The organism is Aureimonas altamirensis (assembly GCF_001463885.1).
In the GTDB taxonomy this organism is placed as follows: Bacteria; Pseudomonadota; Alphaproteobacteria; order Rhizobiales; family Rhizobiaceae; genus Aureimonas; species Aureimonas altamirensis.
Genome location: NZ_BBWQ01000011.1, coordinates 394583 through 413009 on the forward strand (window position 1 = coordinate 394583; position 18427 = coordinate 413009).

Genomic DNA, 18427 nt, shown 5'->3' on the forward strand with positions numbered 1-18427 from the left:
GCACTTTATGCTGTTATCGCTCTCTGTTCTCAAAGCTTGTAGGCTTCCTTGGCCAGCCTACCGGCAAGGTCCAAAGCCAACTGTGCGGCCTCGTCCTCGTCCAGCCTGCCATCCGAAACGAGGCGCGCCAGGAAGGCGCAATCCACCCGGCGTGCCATGTCGTGCCGCGCCGGAATGGACAGGAAGGCGCGCGTATCGTCGTTGAAGCCGACCGTGTTGTAGAAGCCTGCCGTTTCCGTGGTCATTTCCCGAAAGCGGCGCATGCCTTCCGGGCTGTCGTGAAACCACCAGGCCGGGCCGAGCCTGAGGGCCGGATAATGTCCGGCGAGCGGCGCCAGCTCGCGCGCATAGGCGGTTTCATCCAGGGTGAACAGGATCACCGTCAGGCCGATTTCATTGCCGACGGCCGACAGAAGCGGCCGCAGGGAATGGACATAGTCCGTCCGTGTGGGGATATCGGCTCCCTTGTCGAAGCCGAAGACATCGAAGACCGCCTTGTTATGGTTGCGCAGCGAACCGGGATGGATCTGCATCACCATTCCGTCGTCCAGGCTCATGCGCGCCATCTCCGTCAACATCTGCGCACGGAACAGCGCACGCGCTTCGGCATCGGCCGTTCCGGCAAGGATGTCCGCAAACAACGCTTCGGCATCGGCGGTCGACAGGTCGGCCGTATCGGCGGTCGGGTGGCCATGGTCGGTGGCGGTGGCGCCACGCTCCTGGAAATACGCTCTCCGGGTGCGGTGCGCCGTCAGGTAGCCGGCAAAGGTCGCCGCCTCGCCCGACATCTCGACAAAGCGCCGAAGCGCCGTTCGGAAACCCGGCCGGTCGGGGTCGACGACCGCATCCGGCCGATAGGTGGGAACGACACGGCCGCTCCAGCCGGATGCCCTGATCGCATCGTGGTAGGCCAGGGTGTCGTCGGCGGAGTCCGTCGTGGCAATGACATCGATGCCGAACCGTTCGAAAAGCGCGCGAGGGCGCATGGCATCCTGCGTCAAGGTCTCCGAGATCGTATCGAACATGCGGTCGGCATTGGACGCAGACAGCCGTTCCGTGATGTCGAACACGGTTTGAAGGGCATGCTCGAACCACAGCCGCGACGGCGTACCGCGAAACAAATGGTAGTGCGCGGCGAAAAGGCGCCAGATCGCACGCGGATCCTGTTCCACCGGTGCTCCGTCGAAGCGGGGAACGCCGAGCGCCTCCAACGGCACCCCTTGCGAGTAGAGCATGCGGAAAATGTAGTGGTCGGGGATCACGAACAGCGATGCCGGGTCGCGGAACGGCGCATTCTCGGCATACCAGACGGGTTCGGTGTGGCCGTGCGGCGATATGATGGGGCGATGCTCAACCTCCGCGAAAAGGCGCCGTGCGATGGCGCGCGCGTCGGGCTCGATCGGCAGCAGGCGATCCGGATTGAGGCTCATTCTCTACTCTCCCTGTGATTGCGCGACGGGCCTGCCGCCATCCGCCGCGGATGCCAGCAGCATGTCGATCAACCGGTGGACGCGCAGGGCATCCCGGCCGCTGACGCGCGGCTGCCTCCCCGTTTCCACCGCCGTCAGGAAATCCTCCAGGACGGCGCGGTGGTTGGCGTGCGAGAATGCCATCGGATCGGCGCCCGATCCGCCATCGGCGCCGTCGTCGTCGATTCGGCGCTCCGTACCGTCCATCAAGGCGATCCGCGCACCGTTTGCCTGCAAGCGGATCGAGCCCTTCGTCGCCAGGATTTCGATCTCATCCTCGAAACCCGGATAGGCGGCGGTCGTCGCCGATATGGACCCCAAGGCGCCGCTATCGTAGTGCAACACCGCCTGGACGAGATCTTCCGTTTCCATTCGATGCATAAGACTGGTCGTCGCGAAGGCAGCGACCCGGCCCGGCATGCCAGCCAGTGCGATCAATTGGTCCAGGGTATGGATTGCCTGCGTCAGCAGGACGCCGCCCCCATCGCGCGCAAGCGTGCCGCGGCCCGGCTCGTCGTAATAGGATTGCGGCCGCCAATTGGCGATGCGAGCCGAAGCGGAGACGATCTCTCCCAACTCTCCTTGCGAAAGCATGGCCTGCGCCTCGACAAGGGATCTGCGATGCCGGCGCTGCAGCACGACGGCCAGGGTGATCGATGCCGCCTCCGCAGTTGCAACCAGCTCCTGCGCCCGTTGCAGGCTCGTTTCCAGCGGCTTCTCCAGAAGGATGTGCTGACCGGCGCCCGCTGCGCGGCGGACGAGTTCGAGGTGGGTGGAGGGAGGGGTCAGAAGCAAGAGCGCATCGATATCGGGCGCGCCGATCAGATCGTCGATGTCATCGACCGTTGGAAAGCCATGACGGGCCGCGAAGGCCTCCCGCCGCGCCGCCGAGGGCGAATACACCCCTGCTACCGTCACGCGATGCGCAAGCTCCTTCAAGCTGGCTGCATGCGGGGCAGAGGCCATACCCAACCCGACAAGCCCCAACCGCACCTTCGACATCCGCACCCTCCCCGGCGCCAGAACCATCATATGCATAGTCAGCATATGAATTTTCAACTTGTATGTTGACATAGCTAAAAGCATTCAACAACATCACAATCATAAGCAAAGGTCGCCAGATTCCGGACCGGACAGAATGCGACCACCCCGTGAAGTCATATGATCTCTTTTGATTTGGGAGGAAACGGCATGTCTTTTACCGGCATCGCGGCGCGCATGGCGCTTGCGTCCTGGCTGATGATCGGAGCGGCTGGCGCACAGACGGTTCTGCGCTCCTCGGACACCCATCCGGATGGCTATCCGACGGTCGAGGGCGTCAAGTATTTCGGCGAGCTCATCGGCGAGCGCACCAATGGGCGCTATGCGGTAGAGGTCTATCATTCCGCGCAGCTCGGCGAAGAGAAGGACACGATCGAGCAGGTCCGATCCGGCGTCATCGAGTTGAACCGCGTTTCCATGGCGCCGTTCAACGGCACGGTGCGGGAAACGATCGTGCCTGCCCTGCCCTACATCTTCCGGTCCGAAGACCATATGCACGCCGTGATGGACGGCCCAATCGGCGACCAGATCAAGGCGGCGTTCGAGCCGGCCGGACTGGTGGTCCTGGCCTTCTACGACGCCGGCGCGCGTTCTTTCTATAATTCGAAGAAGCCGATCACCACGGTTGCCGATCTTGCCGGAATGAAGTTCCGCGTCATCCAGTCGGACATTTTCGTCGACATGGCATCGGCCCTGGGCGCCAACGCGACACCGATGCCCTACGGCGAGGTCTATTCATCCATCGAAACCGGCGTCATCGACGGTGCCGAGAACAATTTCCCGAGCTTCGACACGGCCCGTCACGTCGAGGTGGCGAAATACTTCTCGATGGACGAGCACACGATCCTTCCGGAAGTCTTCGTGATGAACAAGGCGGCCTTCGATGCTCTTTCGGGGGAAGACCAGGAGATTTTCCGGCAGGCCGCGGCAGACAGCGTCGCGCGGCAACGGGAGTTGTGGGCAGCCAAGAACGCGGAGTCGCGTGCAGCGGTGGAAGCTGCGGGCGCCGAGATCAACGAGGTCGACAAGCAACCCTTCATCGACGCGATGAAGCCCGTCTACGACAAGCATGTGACGGACCCGGTGCTTCAGAAAATGGTGGACGAGGTGCAGGCGACGCAGTGACGACGCGCGATCCGCAGGGGCGGCGCAGGCCGCCGCCCTCAGACGACGAGCCAATCGAACGGACGCTACGATGCACAGCCCGCCCCAACCTCACGTTCCGGTTCTGACCCGGGTCAACACTCTTGCGCTCTACGTGGCCGGCGTCGGCCTGGTGGCGATGACCTGCATCGTCGGCTGGCAGGTCTTCTGTCGGTACGTGCTCAACGATTCTCCAAGCTGGACCGAACCCGGCGCCGTCATGCTGATGAGCTGGTTCATCATGCTGGGTGCGGCCGTGGGCGTCCGCGAGAACAATCATCTCGGCTTCGACGTCCTGCTTTATGTCGTGCCGCCATCCGGCAAGGCCTGGCTGCGGATGATCTCCGATATCGCCATCCTGCTCTTCGGCGCGGGCATGGTCTGGTACGGCGGCAAGCTGGTCGGCCTGACATGGGCGACCACGCTTCCCTCGCTCGGCATTTCCGGGGGCTGGGATTATGTGCCGCTGGTGGGCGGCGGCGCGCTGGTGGTGCTGTTTGCCCTGGAGCGCATCGTGCTGCGCCTGCGCGGTGCACCGATAGACGACGCCCTGGACAAGGCCGCCCCCGCCGAGATCGCGGTGGAGCTCGAAAGCATCGAAGACGTGCGCCGCGACGCGGCAGAACTCGACAGGACACGCTGACCATGGAGCTCTGGATTCTCTTCGGCGTGTTCACGGTGCTGATGCTGATCGGCACGCCCATCGCCTTCTGTCTTGGAATTTCCAGCCTGGCCACCGTCGCCTATCTGGGCCTGCCGCCGCTCGTCGTTTTCCAGCGGCTGAATTCCGGCATGAGCGTGTTCTCCATGCTGGCCATCCCCTTCTTCATCTATGCCGGGGACCTGATGGTGCGCGGCGGGATCGCCGGGCGCATCGTGGCGTTCGCGGCGGCGCTGGTAGGGCATCTTCGCGGCGGCCTCGGCCAGGTGAACATCTTGACCTCGACGCTGTTCGGCGGCATTTCCGGCTCTGCCGTGGCCGAGGCCGCCGCCGTCGGCGGCATCATGATCCCGCAGATGAAGGCGCGCGGCTACGGTGCCGACTACGCCGTCAACGTTACGTCCATGGCGGCCCTGATCGCATTGCTGCTGCCGCCGTCGCACAACATGATCATCTATTCCATCTCGGCAGGCGGGCGGATCTCCATCGCCGACCTGTTCACGGCCGGCATCATCCCCGGCCTGCTGCTGGCCGCCGCGCTCATGGTCACGGCCTATTTCGTTGCCCGCCGCAGAGGTTATCCGACCGACCGGTTCCAGGGCATCGCGGTTGCTGCGCAGCTTCTGGCGGTGGCCATGCCGGGCCTGCTGCTGATCGGCATCATCTTCGGCGGCGTGCGCCTCGGCATCTTCACCGCCACCGAAAGCTCGTGCATCGCCGTCATCTACGCGTTGCTCGTCACCGTCTTCGTCTATCGCCAGCTCACCTGGAACGACTTCATCCATGCAACGATGGGCGCCGTGCGCACGACTGCGATGGTGTTGCTGATCATCGGATGCGCCGCCGCCTTCTCGTGGCTGATGGCCTTCCTGCGCGTTCCGGCGGAGCTGGTCGGCTGGATGCAGTCTTTGTCCGACAACCCCATCGTCATCCTGCTTCTTCTGAACGTCCTGATGCTGCTTCTCGGCACATTCATGGACATGGGTCCGACGATCATCATCACCACGCCCATTTTTTTGCCGATCGCCGTTGCCTATGGCGTGGACCCGGTGCATTTCGGCGTCATCATGATCCTCAACTACGGCATCGGCCTCAATACGCCGCCCGTAGGCGGGGTCCAGTTCGTCGCCTGCGCCGTGGGAAAGATCTCGGTCTGGGAAGCGATGCGCTCGATCTGGCCCTTTTACGGCGCCGGCGTCGTCGTCTTGCTGCTCGTCACCTACATCCCGGCGATTTCCCTGTGGCTTCCGGCGGCATTTCGATAGGAAGGATGCCCCATGGCCAACGGGATCGCGGAACCAAAGCCGGGGCGCGCGGCGCAACCGTCGGAGAACGGGCGCAAGCCGCGGCTTTCGGAAACCGTCGCACGCAAGCTGCGCGGCCAGATCCTGGCGGGCGAGTTCGAGGCCGGCGCCCGCCTGCCCAGCGAGAGCCGTTTGACCGAACTGTTCGGCGTCAGCCGCACCGTGATCCGCGAGGCGGTGGCCGTGCTGGCGGCGGACGGCCTGCTGGAGCCGCGCCACGGCGCCGGCGTCTTCGTGCTGGACAATCGCAGCCGGATCATGGGCCCGATCTCCTCCGATGTGGGCAATCGGATCAGCCAGGCGATCAACGTGCTGGAAGTGCGCATGGGCATCGAGATCGAAAGTGCCGGCCTGGCCGCAGAGCGGCGCAACACCTCTCAGGAGGCACGTATCCACGAGGCCTTCTTCGACTTCGACAACGCCCTTCGGCAGGGCACCGATACCGGCAAGGCGGACTTCGCCTTCCACCGCGAGATCGCGTCGGCAACCAACAACCCCTTTTATGTAGAGGTTCTGGACGCGCTCGGCGACAGGACCATCCCCTGTGACCGGACCTCTCCCTTCTATTCGCCGGAGCTTCTGTCGGCCGACTATCTCGCCGGTCTGCAGCGCGAGCATCTTGCGATCCTGCAGGCGATTTCCGCCGGCGATCCGGGGGCGGCCCGGCGCGCCATGCGCGCCCATCTCGGCGCCGCGCAGAACCGCTACCGCCAGCGCCTTGCCGGGCAGCAGGCCAACTACCTCACCACGCTGCCGGCCTCATCCGGCGGCGGCACCTGACAATCGAACATCGGAAGCGCCATGACACTCGACTTCACCAGCCGCAACGCCATAGACCCGCAAGCGGCCGCCGCAATGGATACGGAACGGCTGCGCGCCAATTTCCATATCGGCGGCCTGTTCCGCCCCGGTCGCGTATCGCTGACCTATACCCATTACGACCGCATGGTTGTCGGCGGCGCGATGCCGGACGGAGGCACGCTGGAGTTGCCGGCCGTAAAGCCCATGGGCACCGCCGGCTTCCTCGACCGGCGCGAGCTTGTCGTGGTCAATGTCGGCGGGGCCGGCACCGTGACGGTTTCGGGCGAAGCGCACCGCCTCGGCACGCGGGACATGCTTTATGTCGGCCTCGGCGAGACGGTGTCCTTCGCCTCCGACGATGCGGCGATGCCGGCCAAATTCTACCTTCTGTCGGCTCCGGCGCACCGCAAATGCCCGACGGTGCGGATCGGCATCGACCAGGCGAAGCGACTGGACCTCGGCAGCGCCGAAACGTCCAACGAGCGCTCGATCTTCCAGTTCACCACGACCATCGAAACATGCCAGCTCGTTGCGGGCATGACCCAGTTGGCGAAGGGATCCGTCTGGAACACCATGCCCGCCCATGTCCACGACCGGCGGATGGAAGCCTATCTTTATTTCGACCTGCCGGACGATGCGCGCGTCTTCCATTTCATGGGCGAGCCGGCCGAAACGCGGCATCTGGTGATCGCCAACGAGGAGGCGATCCTGTCGCCGCCATGGTCTATCCATTCCGGCTGCGGGACGGCCAGTTACGCCTTCATCTGGGCGATGGCCGGCGACAATGTCGATTACACCGATGTCGACAAGGTGCACCTCGGAGACATGCGTTGAGCCGCCCCGACGCCTTCAGCCTGGCGGGCCGCCGCATTGCCGTCACGGGCGCCAACACCGGCATCGGACAGGGCATCGCGGTTGCCGTCGCGCGCGCAGGCGCTTCCGTCATCGGCATCGGGCGATCGTCGATGGACGAAACCGCGCAACTGGTGGACAGCGCGGGAGGAAGTTTCACCACGGCAATAGTCGATCTTGCCGACATCCCGGCCGGCGTCGCCTGTATCGAAGCCCTGATGCAGGATGGGCCCCTGGACGGTCTCGTCAACAATGCGGGCATCATCCGTCGGGCCGATGCGGTGGATCTTTCGCAGGCGGATTGGGACGATGTCATCGACATCAACCTGAAATCGGTTTTTCGTCTCTCGCAGGCCTATGGCCGCACGCTGCTGTCGCTTGGCCAGGCGGGCCGCATCGTCAACATCGCCTCCCTTCTGTCGTTTCAGGGCGGCATTCGCGTTGCATCCTACACGGCTTCCAAGCACGGCGTCCTCGGCCTGACCCGGCTTCTGGCGAATGAGTGGGCATCGCGCGGGATCAACGTGAACGCGATCGCGCCCGGCTATATCGAGACGAACAATACCGAAGCGCTCCGCCAGGATGCGGCGCGCAGCAAGTCCATCCTGGAGCGCATACCGGCTGCCCGCTGGGGACGCCCCGACGATATCGGCGATGCCGTCGTCTTTCTGCTGGCGCCGGCATCATCCTATGTGCACGGCGCGGTCCTTCCGGTGGATGGCGGATGGTTGGCGAGGTGATGTCATGAGCAAGAATGGATTCGTGTCCCGCGAGGGCGATGGCGGGTGGGAACCGACGCCCGATGGCAACCGACGCCGCATCCGGTGCCATACGCCGGAACTGATGTTGGTGGAATTCGCCTTCGAGAAGGGGGGCGAAGGCTGGCTGCACGCCCATCCCCATGTCCAATCCAGCTATATTGCGGAAGGCGTCTTCGACGTCACCATAGACGGGCATACCGAACGGCTGCAGGTCGGCGACACCTTCGTCGTGCCATCCGGCGTGCAGCATGGCGTGAAGGCCATAGAGAAGGGGCGCCTGATCGACAATTTCACGCCGATGCGGGAAGACTTCCTGGCTGCGAAAAAGCCGGGCTGATCTGATGCCTGGAATGACGGGGTGAACCAGGTAGGCCTGAGGCCTGCTTACCGCCAGAATGGCTTTGCGCATTCACGTGCGACGTCCGCCCGGCTGAGGCCGAGATCCAGCAAATGCGCGTCGCTCAGTTCCGACAGCGCCGAGCGCTGCCGAGAGCGTTCGATCCAGCGGTGGATACAGCGTGCGAACCGGCGTGCGGCCGCATGAAGGGACAATGGCTGTCGCAACGGCAAAGCGTTGCGCAGGAAAATCGAAGCGTCGGTCATCGGTACCTCGCAAAACAGGTTGAGCGAACGCCTCGGCGTTCCTTGCCTGTAAACTGCGCCTCTTGCGGTTGGCCCGCCACCGCTGGTAGGCTTAACCCTTATGCAAGTGGGCCAAGTTCCTCCATCCGAAAGCCAATTGGCCGATCGCGACGTCGATCGGCCCGTTCTGGTGCTGGGGATCGATTACCCGGACGGTTATGAGGCCGCCCCACACAAGCATCGACGTGCGCAATTTCTCTACGGCTCCTCAGGCGTCGTCCTGGTATCGACGTCCGAGGGCTCGTGGATGATGCCACCGGAGCGAGGGCTTTGGATTCCGCCGGGCACGGAGCACAGTGTCAGGATGCTGGGGCAGGTGGCGATGTGCAGCGTCTACATCGACGAGGCCGCCTTCCCCGCGCCCTTCGACCGTTGCGAGGTGGTCGGCGTATCCGGCCTGCTGCGCAGCATCCTGATCGCCGCGCCCGCCATCGCGGCGCAGTATGACGAGGCAGGGCGCGATGGCGCCCTGGTGAATTTGCTGCTGCATGAATTGCGAGGGCTGTCACCCCTGCCCCTGTCTCTCCCACTGCCTCGACATCCGCGGCTTGCCGGAAAGTGCCGGCGGTTCATCGAAAGCCCGTCGCCGCATGACACGATCGACATTTGGAGCGACGACGTCGGAATGAGCCGAAGAACCTTTACGAGGCTATTCAAGCAGGAAACCGGATGCACCTTCGTGGAATGGCGGCAGAAGGCATGCCTCATGTCGGCACTCCCGCAGCTTGCCGAGGGGCGAAGCGTTACCAGCATCGCGCTTGCACTCGGCTATGAAAACCCGGCCTCGTTTACGGCGATGTTCAACCGGCTGCTCGGAGCTGCGCCAACCGAGTATCGCACACAGCGATAGGTCCGTGAGACCTGCAGTTGCCACAGTGCGTACGCGATGATACAGACCTGTCTCATCACTTACTGAGAGTGCTCGATGATCAGCGACAAGCGGCAGGATATCGTGTCGACAGCGTACCGCCTGTTCCGATCGGACGGCTACCATGCTGTCGGCATAGACCGGATCATCGCCGAGGCCGGCGTCGCGAAGATGACGATGTATCGACACTTCCGCGCCAAGGACGACCTCATCGCCGAAGTCCTGCGATCCAGGGCCACGCGCTTCGACACGCAGTTGGACAAGCTCACGGCATCGCAGCCGAACGCACGCGCGCGCATCGGTGCGATCATCGGCTGGTACAAGCGGTGGTTCGCGCGGGCCGACTTCCACGGCTGCGCCTTCGCAAATGCCATCGCCGAGTTCGGCGATCCGGACCATCCCGTCTTTCAGGCGGCAGCGGCGCAGAAAAGCGCCTTCGTCGCGCGGCTTCGATCGATCCTGTCTCAGGAATTGCACGACGCAGAGGCGAAACGGTTGGCAATGATGGTCGCGATGATGTTCGAGGGGGCAGTCATGCAGGCGCGGATTTCCGGCACGGACGAAGCCGTTGCCGCCCTTGAGGCCGGAACGAACGCCCTTCTTGCGCAAGCCGCAATCGCGTGAGCGCGCTCGTCGTCGCCCTCGCCCTTTCGGCGGCCCTGGCGCATGCATCCTGGAACGCGTTTCTGCGCTCCGGCGCGGATCGCCTCTGGGTCGTCACCGTCATGAGCCTGACGATGGTTCTGGTGGCCCTTCCCTTTGCCGTCCTGTTGCCTTTCCCGCCGGCGCACGCCTGGCCCTACATCCTGCTGTCGTCGCTGCTGCAGGCAGGCTACGCCTTCGTTCTGGTCGCGGCCTACCGCCATGGGGAGCTTGGGCAGGTCTATCCGGTCGTGCGAGGCACCATACCCGTGCTGGCGACTGTCGGCGGCTTCGTCTTCGCCAACGAGGTTCTGCCCATCGCCTCTCTTGCAGGCATCGCGCTGATCGTCGGCGGCATCATGGGGCTGACGGTGGGCAGCGCGCGGATGAGCGGACGAGCCCTGCTGTGGGCGCTTGCAACCGGCGCCCTCGTTGCACTCTACGCCACCGTGGACGCATTGGGCGTGCGCCATGCCGGTAACCCCATCGCCTACTCGGCGTGGATATGCCTCGTCTACGGGGCGCTGCTGATGGGCGCCTTTCTTGCGGTCCGCGGGCGCCTGTCGATCAATCCGCGCTCGCTAGAGACGCGCAAGGCCGCCGGCGGGGGCATCGTATCCCTGATATCCTATGTCCTCGTCGTCACGGCGTTTTCACTTGGCCCGACAGGGCCGGTGATGGCCCTGCGGGAAACCAGCGTCGTCTTCGCCGCGCTGATCGGCGCCGTGTTTTTGAATGAAGCACTGACGCGGCAGAGGATCGCCTCGTGCATTCTGGTTACCGTCGGCGCGGTGCTCATAGGCCTTGGCAACTAGAAAAGGCCGTTACGCCCTCGCATATCCCAAGAGCGCCTCGCGCTCTTGCCGAGAGCCGGCCATGCGGGACTTCGCCGCCCGGACGACAGCCTCCGATGCCGTTTCGGGCTGCCCCGCGTCGAAGGGCGGCGCGGGCGCGTATTCGAGCGCGAGCTGGATCGTCTCGGCCTCGGCACGGCCGAGAAGTTCGGCGACGACCGCAAGGCCGAAGTCGATGCCCGAGGTTACGCCGCCGGCGGTGATGATCGATCCATCCTGCACGAAGCGCTCCGATACGGGGATCGCTCCGAAGGCAGGCAGGAAGTCCATCGCGTTCCAGTGCGTCGCCGCGCGCTTGCCGGACAACAGCCCCGCCTTGCCGAGCACCAGCGCGCCCGTGCACACCGATGTGACGAACCGCGCTTTCGCCGCCTTGTCACGAATGAAGGCAAGCACCGTCTCGTCGGTCAGGAGCGCGTTCACCCCGCCGCCGCCGGGAATGCACAGAACGTCGAAATCCGGCGCCTCGGACAGCAGCGTATCGGGCGTCAGCATCAGGCCCGTGGCCGAGCGCACGGGCTGAAGATCCTTCCAGATAAGATGCACGGTGGAGCCCGTGGCGGAGGCGAAAACCTCGTAGGGGCCGGTAAGGTCGAGCTGCTGGACGCCGGGAAAGCAGAGAAGGCCGAAGCGAAGGGTCATGGGTCTGGTCCTGTCTTGACACCAGACACCTAGCACGGGACCTTCTGGCCATTGTGCCAATCATCGCTCGGATCATGCCAAACGCAGCCTCGCCTCATCATATCGAAATCCTTGCCTTCGCCGGCGCCCAGATCCTCGACGTGACGGGGCCCGCGCAGGTCTTCGCCAAGGCCAACGACCTGGCGAGCCCCGGCACGCCCCGCCCCTACGAGATTACCGTCGTCTCGCTGGATGACGCGGTCGTCACCAGCTCGGGCCTCACTTTGATGGCGGTGCCTGCGGCAAGCCGGGCGGGCGCGTTCGGCACGCTGATCGTCTCGGGCGGCTACGGAGTGGATGCGGCGCGGCGCGATACGGCGTTGATCGACTGGGTGCGGCGGCGGTCATCCCTGGCGGAACGCACCGCCTCGGTTTGCAGCGGGGCGCTGCTGCTTGCCGAAGCGGGCCTTCTCGATGGGCGGCGGGCGGTAACGCACTGGCAGCGCTGCGCCGAGTTCGCGGCACGCTACCCCCTGGTCCATCTCGATCCCGACCCGATCTTCGTGCGCGACGGCACGGTCTGGACATCGGCCGGCGTCACGGCGGGCATCGATCTGGCGCTCGCCATGGTGGAGGCGGATCACGGGCGCAAGCTGGCGCTGGCCGTGGCGCGCCAGCTTGTCGTGTTCCTGAAGCGGCCGGGCGGCCAGTCCCAGTTCAGCGCGACGCTTGCGCTGCAGTCGGCCGACGAGGGGTTCGAAGAGCTGCATGGCTGGATCGCCGCTCATCTCGATAACGACCTGTCATTGAGCGTTCTCGCGGACCGCGCGGGCATGAGCCTTCGCACCTTCTGCCGACGCTACCGGGCTGGAACGGGCCGAACACCGGCGGAGGGCGTCGAGACGATCCGCCTGGACGGCGCACGTCGGCTTCTGGAAGACGGCGCAAGCGTAACAAGAGCCGCCGCGCGATGCGGCTTCGGCTCGACAGAGACGATGCGCCGCGTGTTTCTGCGCCATCTGGGCGTCGGCCCGCGCGCCTACCGGGATCGCTTTCATGGGTGACGAGACGCCGTTCGTCGACTTCACACACCGATCGCCGCACCGTCGCTTCGGGGGTCGTGGGCGCCGCGCATCGCGCCGTTGCCGTCGATCTGGATCATTCCCGCCTGGCCCGCAAGCGGGCTGAATGCCGGGATGGGCGCGACTTCGTGGCCGCGCTGCGACAATTGCGCGATGGTCGCCTCCCCCGCCGACACCTCCAGCTTAAGGCTGTCCCGCGTATCGGAAAAGGTCCGTCCAAGCAGGAAGCGGGGTGCGGCCAGCGCCTCGGCCGGCGAGAGGCCGAAATCCAGCATATTGGACAGGACGAGCGACAGCGTCTGCGGCTGGCCGTCGGCCCCTTGCGTGCCGTAGAGCAGCGACGGACGACCGTCTTTCAGGCCGATCCCGGGATTGAGCGTGTAGAAGGGCCGCTTCCCCGGCCGAAGACGGTTGGCATCGCCCGTGTCTGTGGAAAAGGCGGCGCCCCGGTTCTGCCACAGGATGCCGGTGTCGCCTGCAACCACGCCGCTGCCCCAGTCGAAATACAGGCTCTGCAGCACGCTGGCGCAGCGCCCCTGCGCATCGCACGCGGCAAGAAAGACGGTGTCGCCGGTCTGGAAGCGGTGCGGCCAGGCCATGGCGCTCCCGGCATCGATCGAGGCGGCGTGCGCATCGAGACGGTCGGCGCTCAACCATTCGTCGGTGCGCTGTGCCACGGCATCCGGGTCTGCGATGCCGCGCCGATCCAGAAAGGCACGCTTCACGGCCTCGACCAGCAGATGAAGGTGATCCGGTCCGCCTGCGGTGAGCGCGCCCGGATCGAGGCGCGACAGGATGCCCATGATGGCCAGCGTCGTCACGCCCTGCGTCGGCGGCGGCGGGGCAAGAAGCGTGGTGCCTCGATAGTCGAGCGACAGCGGCTCGGCGTGCCGCGTGCGCGTCGCAGCCAGATCGGCGGCGCGCAGGGGCGAGCCCGCCGCCTGAAGGCCGCGCGCGATGTCGGCGGCAAGCGCGCCCTCGTAAAAATCCCGCGACCCGTCCCGCTGGATGCGCCGCAGGGTTTTGGCCAGTTGCGGCTGGCGGAACGGCATGCCTGCCCGGTCCGCGTCGAAGAGTGACAGGAAGCCGGGCCAGTTTGTAATGTCCTTGGCGCGATAGTCGCGCCACCATGCCTGCGAGGCGGTCAGCGGGAAGCCATCTTCCGCAAGCCGCACCGCCGGCTCCAGCAGGTCGGCCAGCGTGCCTGTGCCGCCCCACGCCTGCCGGGAAAAGGCAAGCGCCGTGTCCCAGCTATCGACGAGGCAGGCGCTGGTGATCGCCGACAAGGGGCCGCGCGGTGGAATGCCGTCCGGATAGGCAGGTAGTTCGGCGGCAGCCTGCCCGATGCCGAGCAGGCAGTCGCGCTGCCCCTTCCCATCCGCGAGAAGCCAGACGGCGTCGCCACCCAGGCCGCAAAAATGCGGGTAGGTGACGGCCAGCACCGCGCCGGCCGCCACCACTGCCTCCACGGCAGTTCCACCGGCGGCAAGGACATCGCGCCCTGCCGCGCTGGCACTAAGGTCCGGGCTTGTCACCATTCCCCGGCGCGAATGCGCCTCGCCGCCCGTGTGCATGCTGCCGCGCCCCGCTGTCAGTCGTTCTTGTAGACCAGCTCGCGCTCTTCGCGCGCCGGCAGAAACTCGCGGCTGAAGATCTGGGAGGCTTCCGGCGTCGTCTGAAGGTCGTAGCCCTCGACGACGATCCCGATCGCCTTGGTCAGACGCGCGTCGTCGAGATCGCCCATGCCGAGTTTGGCATTCTCGTCCGAGACGATGAGGTTCTCGTAGGCGTAGCGCAGGCGCTGCATCTCGATATCGCGATTGGCTAGGTTGTCGTAGGCGATGACGGCGTCGCCGCCGACCTCCTGGTCGAGGCCGATCTCCACCGCCGCGCGGTTGATCGCCCGCACCAGGCCCCGGACCGCATCGGGATTGTCGCGGATCATTGCCTGCGAGACCATGACGCCGTTGGAATAGAGGTCCAGTCCGTATTCTCCGAAGTTCAGCCAGTTGAAGTCCGCTTCGGGATCCTGGCGATTCTGCAGGAGATTAAAGTAGCTGGTGATGTTGAAGACAAGCGCGCCGTCGATATCGCCGCGGATCAGCATCGGCTCTTGCAGGTTCGGGGCCATGTTGTCGACGCGGATCGTCTCCAGGTCGACCTCGTTGAAGCGTGCCAGAACCGGCAGCAGGCGCGTCGTCGGCGTACCCTGCGCACCGCCGAGCGTCTTGCCCTCGAGGTCGGCCGGCGTCTCGATACCCGTCTCTTTCCTGGAGACGATGGTGAAGGGCGGCTTGCTCCACATGTTGTAGACCATCACCGGCGCCGCATCCGGGCGGGCGGCGGCGTTCTGGATGATGGCGTTGATGTCGCCGAAGCCGGCGTCGTAGGTGCCCGACATGATCCGCGTGACCGTCGCGCCGGAGCCCTCGCCCTGGTCGATCGTCACGTTCAGCCCCTCTTGCGTGAAATAGCCCTTGTCGAGCGCCAGAAGCATGGCGGCGTCCGAGCCTTGCGTCTTCCAGCCGAGGGTGAAGCGGATGTCCGTGTCGGCGAAGGCCGCGCCGGACAGAAGAAGTGTCAGGGCAAAAGCAGTCAGGCCAGTCTTGCGCATGGGATCATGATCCTTAGGGTTGATTGAACGAGGCCGGGAAGAAAGGTCAGGCGGTTGCCGCGACGTCGGTGCGGCGGGTGGCCCATCCCGCGACGCGATGCTCGACGAGGGAAAACAGGACGTAGAGAAGCACGCCGAGCGTCGCGAGGATGAAGAGGCCGGCGAAAACCAGCGGCACGTCGAAATTCGACGAGGCGCTCATCATGACGTTGCCGATGCCCCTGTTGGAGGCGACCGTCTCGGCCAGCACCGTGCCGACGAAGGCGAAGGTGACGGCGATCTTCAGCGACGCGAAGAAGAACGGCATGGTGCGCGGCAGGCCGACATTCCAGAGAATGTCGAGCTTGCTTGCACCGAGCGCCTTCAACACATCCTCAAGCTCGGGCTCGGTGGTCGCGAGGCCCGTGGCGATGTTGACCACGATGGGAAAGAAGCACATGGCGAGCGCGGTCAGCACCGCGGGCACCGTGCCTGCGCCGAACCACAGAACGAAGATCGGCACCACCGCCACCTTGGGGATCGACGAAAAGCCGATCAGCAGCGGATATACCGTGTCGTAGGCGGTGCGCGAGACGCCGATACACGCCCCGATCGCAACGCCGACCGCCACGCCCAGCGCAAAGCCGATCATGGTGGTGTAGACGGTCTGCACGATATGGGGCCAAAGCACGGGGAAGCGCGCAACCAGCGTCGCCATTACCTGGCTCGGGCGCGGCAGGACCAGGTCGGAGACGTTCAGCGCGATGCACAACGCCTCCCATGTCAGGAAGAAACCGAGGATCAGAAGCACGGCCCAGATGCGGCGGCGGATTTCGTAGCTCATCGTTCCGCTCCTTCGGTGGCGGTCATGCGCGCCTCCTCGATCTGCGCGCGCAGGCGCTGGTTGAGGGCGACGAAGTCGGGTTCGAAGGTCATCGGCACGGTGCGCGGACGCGCGAAGTCGACCGGACTGTCGTCGACGATGCGCCCGGGGCGCGCGCTCATCACGCAGATGCGCGAGGCCAGGAAGCCGGCTTCCTTCAGATCGTGCGTCACCAGAAGCACGGTCGGCTTGAGCTTCATCCAGAGGGTCTGGAGCGCGCCCCACAATTCCTCTCGGGTGAACTGGTCGAGTGCGCCGAACGGCTCGTCGAGCAGCAGGAGCCGCGGCTCGTGCACGAGCGCGCGGCACAGATTGGCGCGCTGCAGCATGCCGCCCGAAAGCTGCCACGGGTAATGGCCGGCGAACCGCGCCAGCCCGACCTCGGCAAGCAGCGCGTGCACCCGCTCGCGGAATTCGCCCTTACGTTTGGCACGGAACTCGGAACGGAAGGGCTGCACGATCTTCAGCGGCAGCATGACGTTGCGCTCGATGGTCAACCACGGCAGCATCGTCGGGTTCTGGAACGCCATGCCGATGCGGAGCGCCTTGGCGGACACCTCGCGGCCGCCAACCAGCACGACGCCTTCGGACGGGGTCAGAAGCCCGCTGGCCAGCTTCAGGATGGTGGACTTGCCGCAACCCGACGGCCCAACCAGCGCGACGAACTCGCCTTCGGAAATCCGAAAGTCCGTCGGGCGAAGCGCCGTGACCGGGTCGGGGCCCTTGCCGAAGGCGACGCCCGCGCGCGACAACTCGATTGCGTGCGGTGGGCGCCCGTCGGCCGTGCCGCCGGCGCGCATGGGCAAAATATCATCAGGCATCAAGCGTCCAATCTGCATGCGTCCTCACCAGAAAATGCATGCAATACCCGTGCCAAACTCGCCACACGCCGTAGCGTAAGGGATGCCGTCCTGGTGGAGCCCTGGCAGCGGCCATAGGGCAGATCGCCCGGTGAGCAGCGATTGTGCGACGTGCCGAAATTACATGCGCCCCGCGCCATTGCGCGATGCATGGCGGGCGACTAATCCTTGCCCGGAAGGGTCGACGGGGCGAGGAAGGACATGGGTGCGGCAGACAAGGGGGGCGACCGGACGCGGCTGATCTGCCAGGCGATCCGCCGCGCGGTGATCGAGCGGGCGCTGGTGCCCGGCGATCGTCTGCCGGAAGATGCGCTGGGCGAACGCTTCGGCGTCAGCCGGACCATCGCACGCCATGCGCTTGGCCAGCTTGCGGCGGAGGGCCTGGTGGACCTGCGCCGCAACCGCATCGCCGTGGTGGCGACGCCCTCCTTCGAGGACGCTCGCGACGTGTTCGACATCCGTGTCGAGCTGGAGCGGCTGGTCATGCGCCGGCTGGCGGGCCGCCTGACGGCCGCGCAGGTAGCCGAGCTGCGCGCCATGGTAGCCGAGGAAGACGCCGCGCGGGACGGCGCGGCCGGCAACGCCATTCGGCTCGCCACCGAGTTTCATGTCCGCCTTGCCGAGATGACGGGCAAGCCGACCCTTATCCGCTACGTGTCGGAGATCAGTTACCGGGCGGGCTTGTCGCTGTCATCGTTCGGCCGGCCGCATTCCTCGGAATGCGCGGTCAACGAGCATCTTGCCTTGATCGATGCCCTCGTGGAGGGGGATGCCGGCAAGGCTGCGGACCTGATGGCGCATCATCTCGACGCGGTTGCCGAACGGGCGCTTCTACAGGCGCCCGGGTCGCCGGCACGCGATCTCATGAACATCCTTGCACCCTACGCATCCGCGCCTTCCGGGCGCGCCGCAAAGCGCTGATACGGATCAGCCTTTCTGCGCCGCCTCGACGGCTTTCTGGCACGCCGGGTCGAGGATCCATTCGGCACTGTCGTTCCAGACATCGGTTTCCACGATCAGCCCGTCCTTGACCACGAAGCGGTCGACATAGCGGTTGTTGTCGAACGGCGTTCCGTCCGGCCATTCCCCGAAGAGATAGCCGAGGCTGTAGATCACCGTTCCGTCTGCCCCGGCCGGCATCACGTCATAGCGCAGGATGCGCTTCTTCACCCATTTGTAGCGCGCGGCATTGAAGCCAGTTGGCCCGTCCGGCGCGTCGAAGGCCCGCCCGCCCGTGAAGCGCACCTTGAAGCCCGGCGCCACATAGCGGGCAGCGCGCGCGGGGTCCTGCGCCATGGTCGCATCCAGATACGCCTTCACCGCTTCGAGGTCGCGATCCTGCATCCGTCT

The 18427-nt window shown here is 65.4% G+C and carries 21 protein-coding genes; 12 read left to right on the plus strand and 9 right to left on the minus strand.

Features of this window, described 5'->3' with window-relative positions:
• Positions 1–29: 29 nt before the first annotated feature.
• Positions 30–1430: a glucuronate isomerase gene (gene uxaC / locus AUL31_RS09570; protein WP_060604962.1), complete on the minus strand. Its 1401-nt coding sequence runs from the start codon at positions 1428–1430 to the stop codon at positions 30–32.
• A gap of 3 nt (positions 1431–1433) precedes the next feature.
• Entirely contained in the window at positions 1434–2516 is a 1083-nt protein-coding gene (locus AUL31_RS09575) for a Gfo/Idh/MocA family protein (protein WP_244489360.1), read from the minus strand.
• A 144-nt stretch (positions 2517–2660) separates the two neighbouring features.
• On the opposite strand from AUL31_RS09575, the gene AUL31_RS09580 reads away from it, so the two are divergent.
• From AUL31_RS09580 to AUL31_RS09610, 7 genes are all read left to right on the plus strand, one after another.
• On the plus strand, positions 2661–3635 hold the full coding sequence (locus AUL31_RS09580) for a TRAP transporter substrate-binding protein (RefSeq protein WP_060604965.1): 975 nt from the start codon (positions 2661–2663) through the stop codon (positions 3633–3635).
• Positions 3636–3705: 70 nt separating this feature from the next.
• Entirely contained in the window at positions 3706–4296 is a 591-nt protein-coding gene (locus AUL31_RS09585; protein ID WP_060604968.1) for a TRAP transporter small permease, read from the plus strand.
• Between the two features lie 2 nt (positions 4297–4298).
• Positions 4299–5579, plus strand: coding sequence for a TRAP transporter large permease (locus AUL31_RS09590; protein WP_060604971.1), 1281 nt, complete (start codon positions 4299–4301; stop codon positions 5577–5579).
• A gap of 12 nt (positions 5580–5591) precedes the next feature.
• Positions 5592–6398: a FadR/GntR family transcriptional regulator gene (locus AUL31_RS09595; RefSeq protein WP_060604975.1), complete on the plus strand. Its 807-nt coding sequence runs from the start codon at positions 5592–5594 to the stop codon at positions 6396–6398.
• A gap of 21 nt (positions 6399–6419) precedes the next feature.
• On the plus strand, positions 6420–7253 hold the full coding sequence (gene kduI / locus AUL31_RS09600; RefSeq protein ID WP_060604979.1) for a 5-dehydro-4-deoxy-D-glucuronate isomerase: 834 nt from the start codon (positions 6420–6422) through the stop codon (positions 7251–7253).
• Complete coding sequence (gene kduD / locus AUL31_RS09605) at positions 7250–8011, plus strand: 2-dehydro-3-deoxy-D-gluconate 5-dehydrogenase KduD (protein ID WP_060604983.1); 762 nt, start codon at positions 7250–7252, stop codon at positions 8009–8011. The genes kduI and kduD overlap by 4 nt, the downstream gene beginning before the upstream one ends.
• Before the next feature lie 4 nt (positions 8012–8015).
• Positions 8016–8369, plus strand: coding sequence for a cupin domain-containing protein (locus tag AUL31_RS09610; protein WP_060604988.1), 354 nt, complete (start codon positions 8016–8018; stop codon positions 8367–8369).
• A 47-nt stretch (positions 8370–8416) separates the two neighbouring features.
• Here the strand turns inward: AUL31_RS09610 and AUL31_RS09615 are convergent, their stop codons facing one another.
• On the minus strand, positions 8417–8635 hold the full coding sequence (locus AUL31_RS09615; RefSeq protein WP_060604991.1) for a DUF1127 domain-containing protein: 219 nt from the start codon (positions 8633–8635) through the stop codon (positions 8417–8419).
• A 136-nt stretch (positions 8636–8771) separates the two neighbouring features.
• On the opposite strand from AUL31_RS09615, the gene AUL31_RS09620 reads away from it, so the two are divergent.
• The 3 genes from AUL31_RS09620 to AUL31_RS09630 all read left to right on the plus strand — a co-directional run bounded on the left by AUL31_RS09620 (position 8772) and on the right by AUL31_RS09630 (position 10999).
• Positions 8772–9524: an AraC family transcriptional regulator gene (locus AUL31_RS09620; protein WP_244489361.1), complete on the plus strand. Its 753-nt coding sequence runs from the start codon at positions 8772–8774 to the stop codon at positions 9522–9524.
• A gap of 75 nt (positions 9525–9599) precedes the next feature.
• On the plus strand, positions 9600–10166 hold the full coding sequence (locus AUL31_RS09625) for a TetR/AcrR family transcriptional regulator (protein WP_060604998.1): 567 nt from the start codon (positions 9600–9602) through the stop codon (positions 10164–10166).
• Entirely contained in the window at positions 10163–10999 is an 837-nt protein-coding gene (locus tag AUL31_RS09630) for a DMT family transporter (RefSeq protein ID WP_060605001.1), read from the plus strand. Before AUL31_RS09625 ends, AUL31_RS09630 begins: the two co-directional genes overlap by 4 nt.
• Positions 11000–11008: 9 nt before the next feature.
• Here the strand turns inward: AUL31_RS09630 and AUL31_RS09635 are convergent, their stop codons facing one another.
• On the minus strand, positions 11009–11680 hold the full coding sequence (locus tag AUL31_RS09635) for a DJ-1/PfpI family protein (protein ID WP_060605004.1): 672 nt from the start codon (positions 11678–11680) through the stop codon (positions 11009–11011).
• Between the two features lie 74 nt (positions 11681–11754).
• On the opposite strand from AUL31_RS09635, the gene AUL31_RS09640 reads away from it, so the two are divergent.
• The gene (locus AUL31_RS09640) at positions 11755–12723 is read left to right on the plus strand and encodes a GlxA family transcriptional regulator (protein WP_060605008.1); all 969 of its coding nucleotides are present in this window, start codon (positions 11755–11757) and stop codon (positions 12721–12723) included.
• Between the two features lie 20 nt (positions 12724–12743).
• On the opposite strand, the gene AUL31_RS09645 is transcribed toward AUL31_RS09640, so the two are convergent.
• From AUL31_RS09645 to AUL31_RS09660, 4 genes are read right to left on the minus strand one after another with little or no spacing between them, the layout of a single operon-like run.
• A complete protein-coding gene (locus tag AUL31_RS09645; protein WP_060605012.1) occupies positions 12744–14279 on the minus strand; it encodes a gamma-glutamyltransferase family protein in 1536 nt (511 codons plus the stop codon).
• A gap of 53 nt (positions 14280–14332) precedes the next feature.
• Positions 14333–15355 carry an ABC transporter substrate-binding protein gene (locus tag AUL31_RS09650; protein ID WP_060605015.1) on the minus strand — a complete coding sequence of 341 codons (1023 nt, stop codon included), beginning with the start codon at positions 15353–15355 and terminating at the stop codon, positions 14333–14335.
• Positions 15356–15401: 46 nt separating this feature from the next.
• A complete protein-coding gene (locus AUL31_RS09655; RefSeq protein WP_060605018.1) occupies positions 15402–16178 on the minus strand; it encodes an ABC transporter permease in 777 nt (258 codons plus the stop codon).
• On the minus strand, positions 16175–17038 hold the full coding sequence (locus AUL31_RS09660) for an ABC transporter ATP-binding protein (RefSeq protein WP_244489362.1): 864 nt from the start codon (positions 17036–17038) through the stop codon (positions 16175–16177). The genes AUL31_RS09655 and AUL31_RS09660 overlap by 4 nt, the downstream gene beginning before the upstream one ends.
• A gap of 240 nt (positions 17039–17278) precedes the next feature.
• Between AUL31_RS09660 and AUL31_RS09665 the strand changes: the two genes are divergently transcribed.
• The gene (locus AUL31_RS09665; protein ID WP_060605022.1) at positions 17279–17998 is read left to right on the plus strand and encodes a GntR family transcriptional regulator; all 720 of its coding nucleotides are present in this window, start codon (positions 17279–17281) and stop codon (positions 17996–17998) included.
• A gap of 6 nt (positions 17999–18004) precedes the next feature.
• Here the strand turns inward: AUL31_RS09665 and AUL31_RS09670 are convergent, their stop codons facing one another.
• Positions 18005–18421, minus strand: coding sequence for a nuclear transport factor 2 family protein (locus tag AUL31_RS09670; protein WP_060605024.1), 417 nt, complete (start codon positions 18419–18421; stop codon positions 18005–18007).
• Positions 18422–18427 lie beyond the last annotated feature (6 nt).

Coding starts and splice junctions, on each gene's coding strand:
- uxaC (WP_060604962.1), bottom strand. CDS start 1,430: ATGAGCCTCAATCCGGATCGCCTGCTGCCGATCGAGCCCGACGCGCGC.
- AUL31_RS09575 (WP_244489360.1), bottom strand. CDS start 2,516: ATGCTGACTATGCATATGATGGTTCTGGCGCCGGGGAGGGTGCGGATG.
- AUL31_RS09580 (WP_060604965.1), top strand. CDS start 2,661: ATGTCTTTTACCGGCATCGCGGCGCGCATGGCGCTTGCGTCCTGGCTG.
- AUL31_RS09585 (WP_060604968.1), top strand. CDS start 3,706: ATGCACAGCCCGCCCCAACCTCACGTTCCGGTTCTGACCCGGGTCAAC.
- AUL31_RS09590 (WP_060604971.1), top strand. CDS start 4,299: ATGGAGCTCTGGATTCTCTTCGGCGTGTTCACGGTGCTGATGCTGATC.
- AUL31_RS09595 (WP_060604975.1), top strand. CDS start 5,592: ATGGCCAACGGGATCGCGGAACCAAAGCCGGGGCGCGCGGCGCAACCG.
- kduI (WP_060604979.1), top strand. CDS start 6,420: ATGACACTCGACTTCACCAGCCGCAACGCCATAGACCCGCAAGCGGCC.
- AUL31_RS09610 (WP_060604988.1), top strand. CDS start 8,016: ATGAGCAAGAATGGATTCGTGTCCCGCGAGGGCGATGGCGGGTGGGAA.
- AUL31_RS09615 (WP_060604991.1), bottom strand. CDS start 8,635: ATGACCGACGCTTCGATTTTCCTGCGCAACGCTTTGCCGTTGCGACAG.
- AUL31_RS09625 (WP_060604998.1), top strand. CDS start 9,600: ATGATCAGCGACAAGCGGCAGGATATCGTGTCGACAGCGTACCGCCTG.
- AUL31_RS09635 (WP_060605004.1), bottom strand. CDS start 11,680: ATGACCCTTCGCTTCGGCCTTCTCTGCTTTCCCGGCGTCCAGCAGCTC.
- AUL31_RS09640 (WP_060605008.1), top strand. CDS start 11,755: ATGCCAAACGCAGCCTCGCCTCATCATATCGAAATCCTTGCCTTCGCC.
- AUL31_RS09645 (WP_060605012.1), bottom strand. CDS start 14,279: ATGGTGACAAGCCCGGACCTTAGTGCCAGCGCGGCAGGGCGCGATGTC.
- AUL31_RS09650 (WP_060605015.1), bottom strand. CDS start 15,355: ATGCGCAAGACTGGCCTGACTGCTTTTGCCCTGACACTTCTTCTGTCC.
- AUL31_RS09655 (WP_060605018.1), bottom strand. CDS start 16,178: ATGAGCTACGAAATCCGCCGCCGCATCTGGGCCGTGCTTCTGATCCTC.
- AUL31_RS09660 (WP_244489362.1), bottom strand. CDS start 17,038: ATGCCTGATGATATTTTGCCCATGCGCGCCGGCGGCACGGCCGACGGG.
- AUL31_RS09665 (WP_060605022.1), top strand. CDS start 17,279: ATGGGTGCGGCAGACAAGGGGGGCGACCGGACGCGGCTGATCTGCCAG.
- AUL31_RS09670 (WP_060605024.1), bottom strand. CDS start 18,421: ATGCAGGATCGCGACCTCGAAGCGGTGAAGGCGTATCTGGATGCGACC.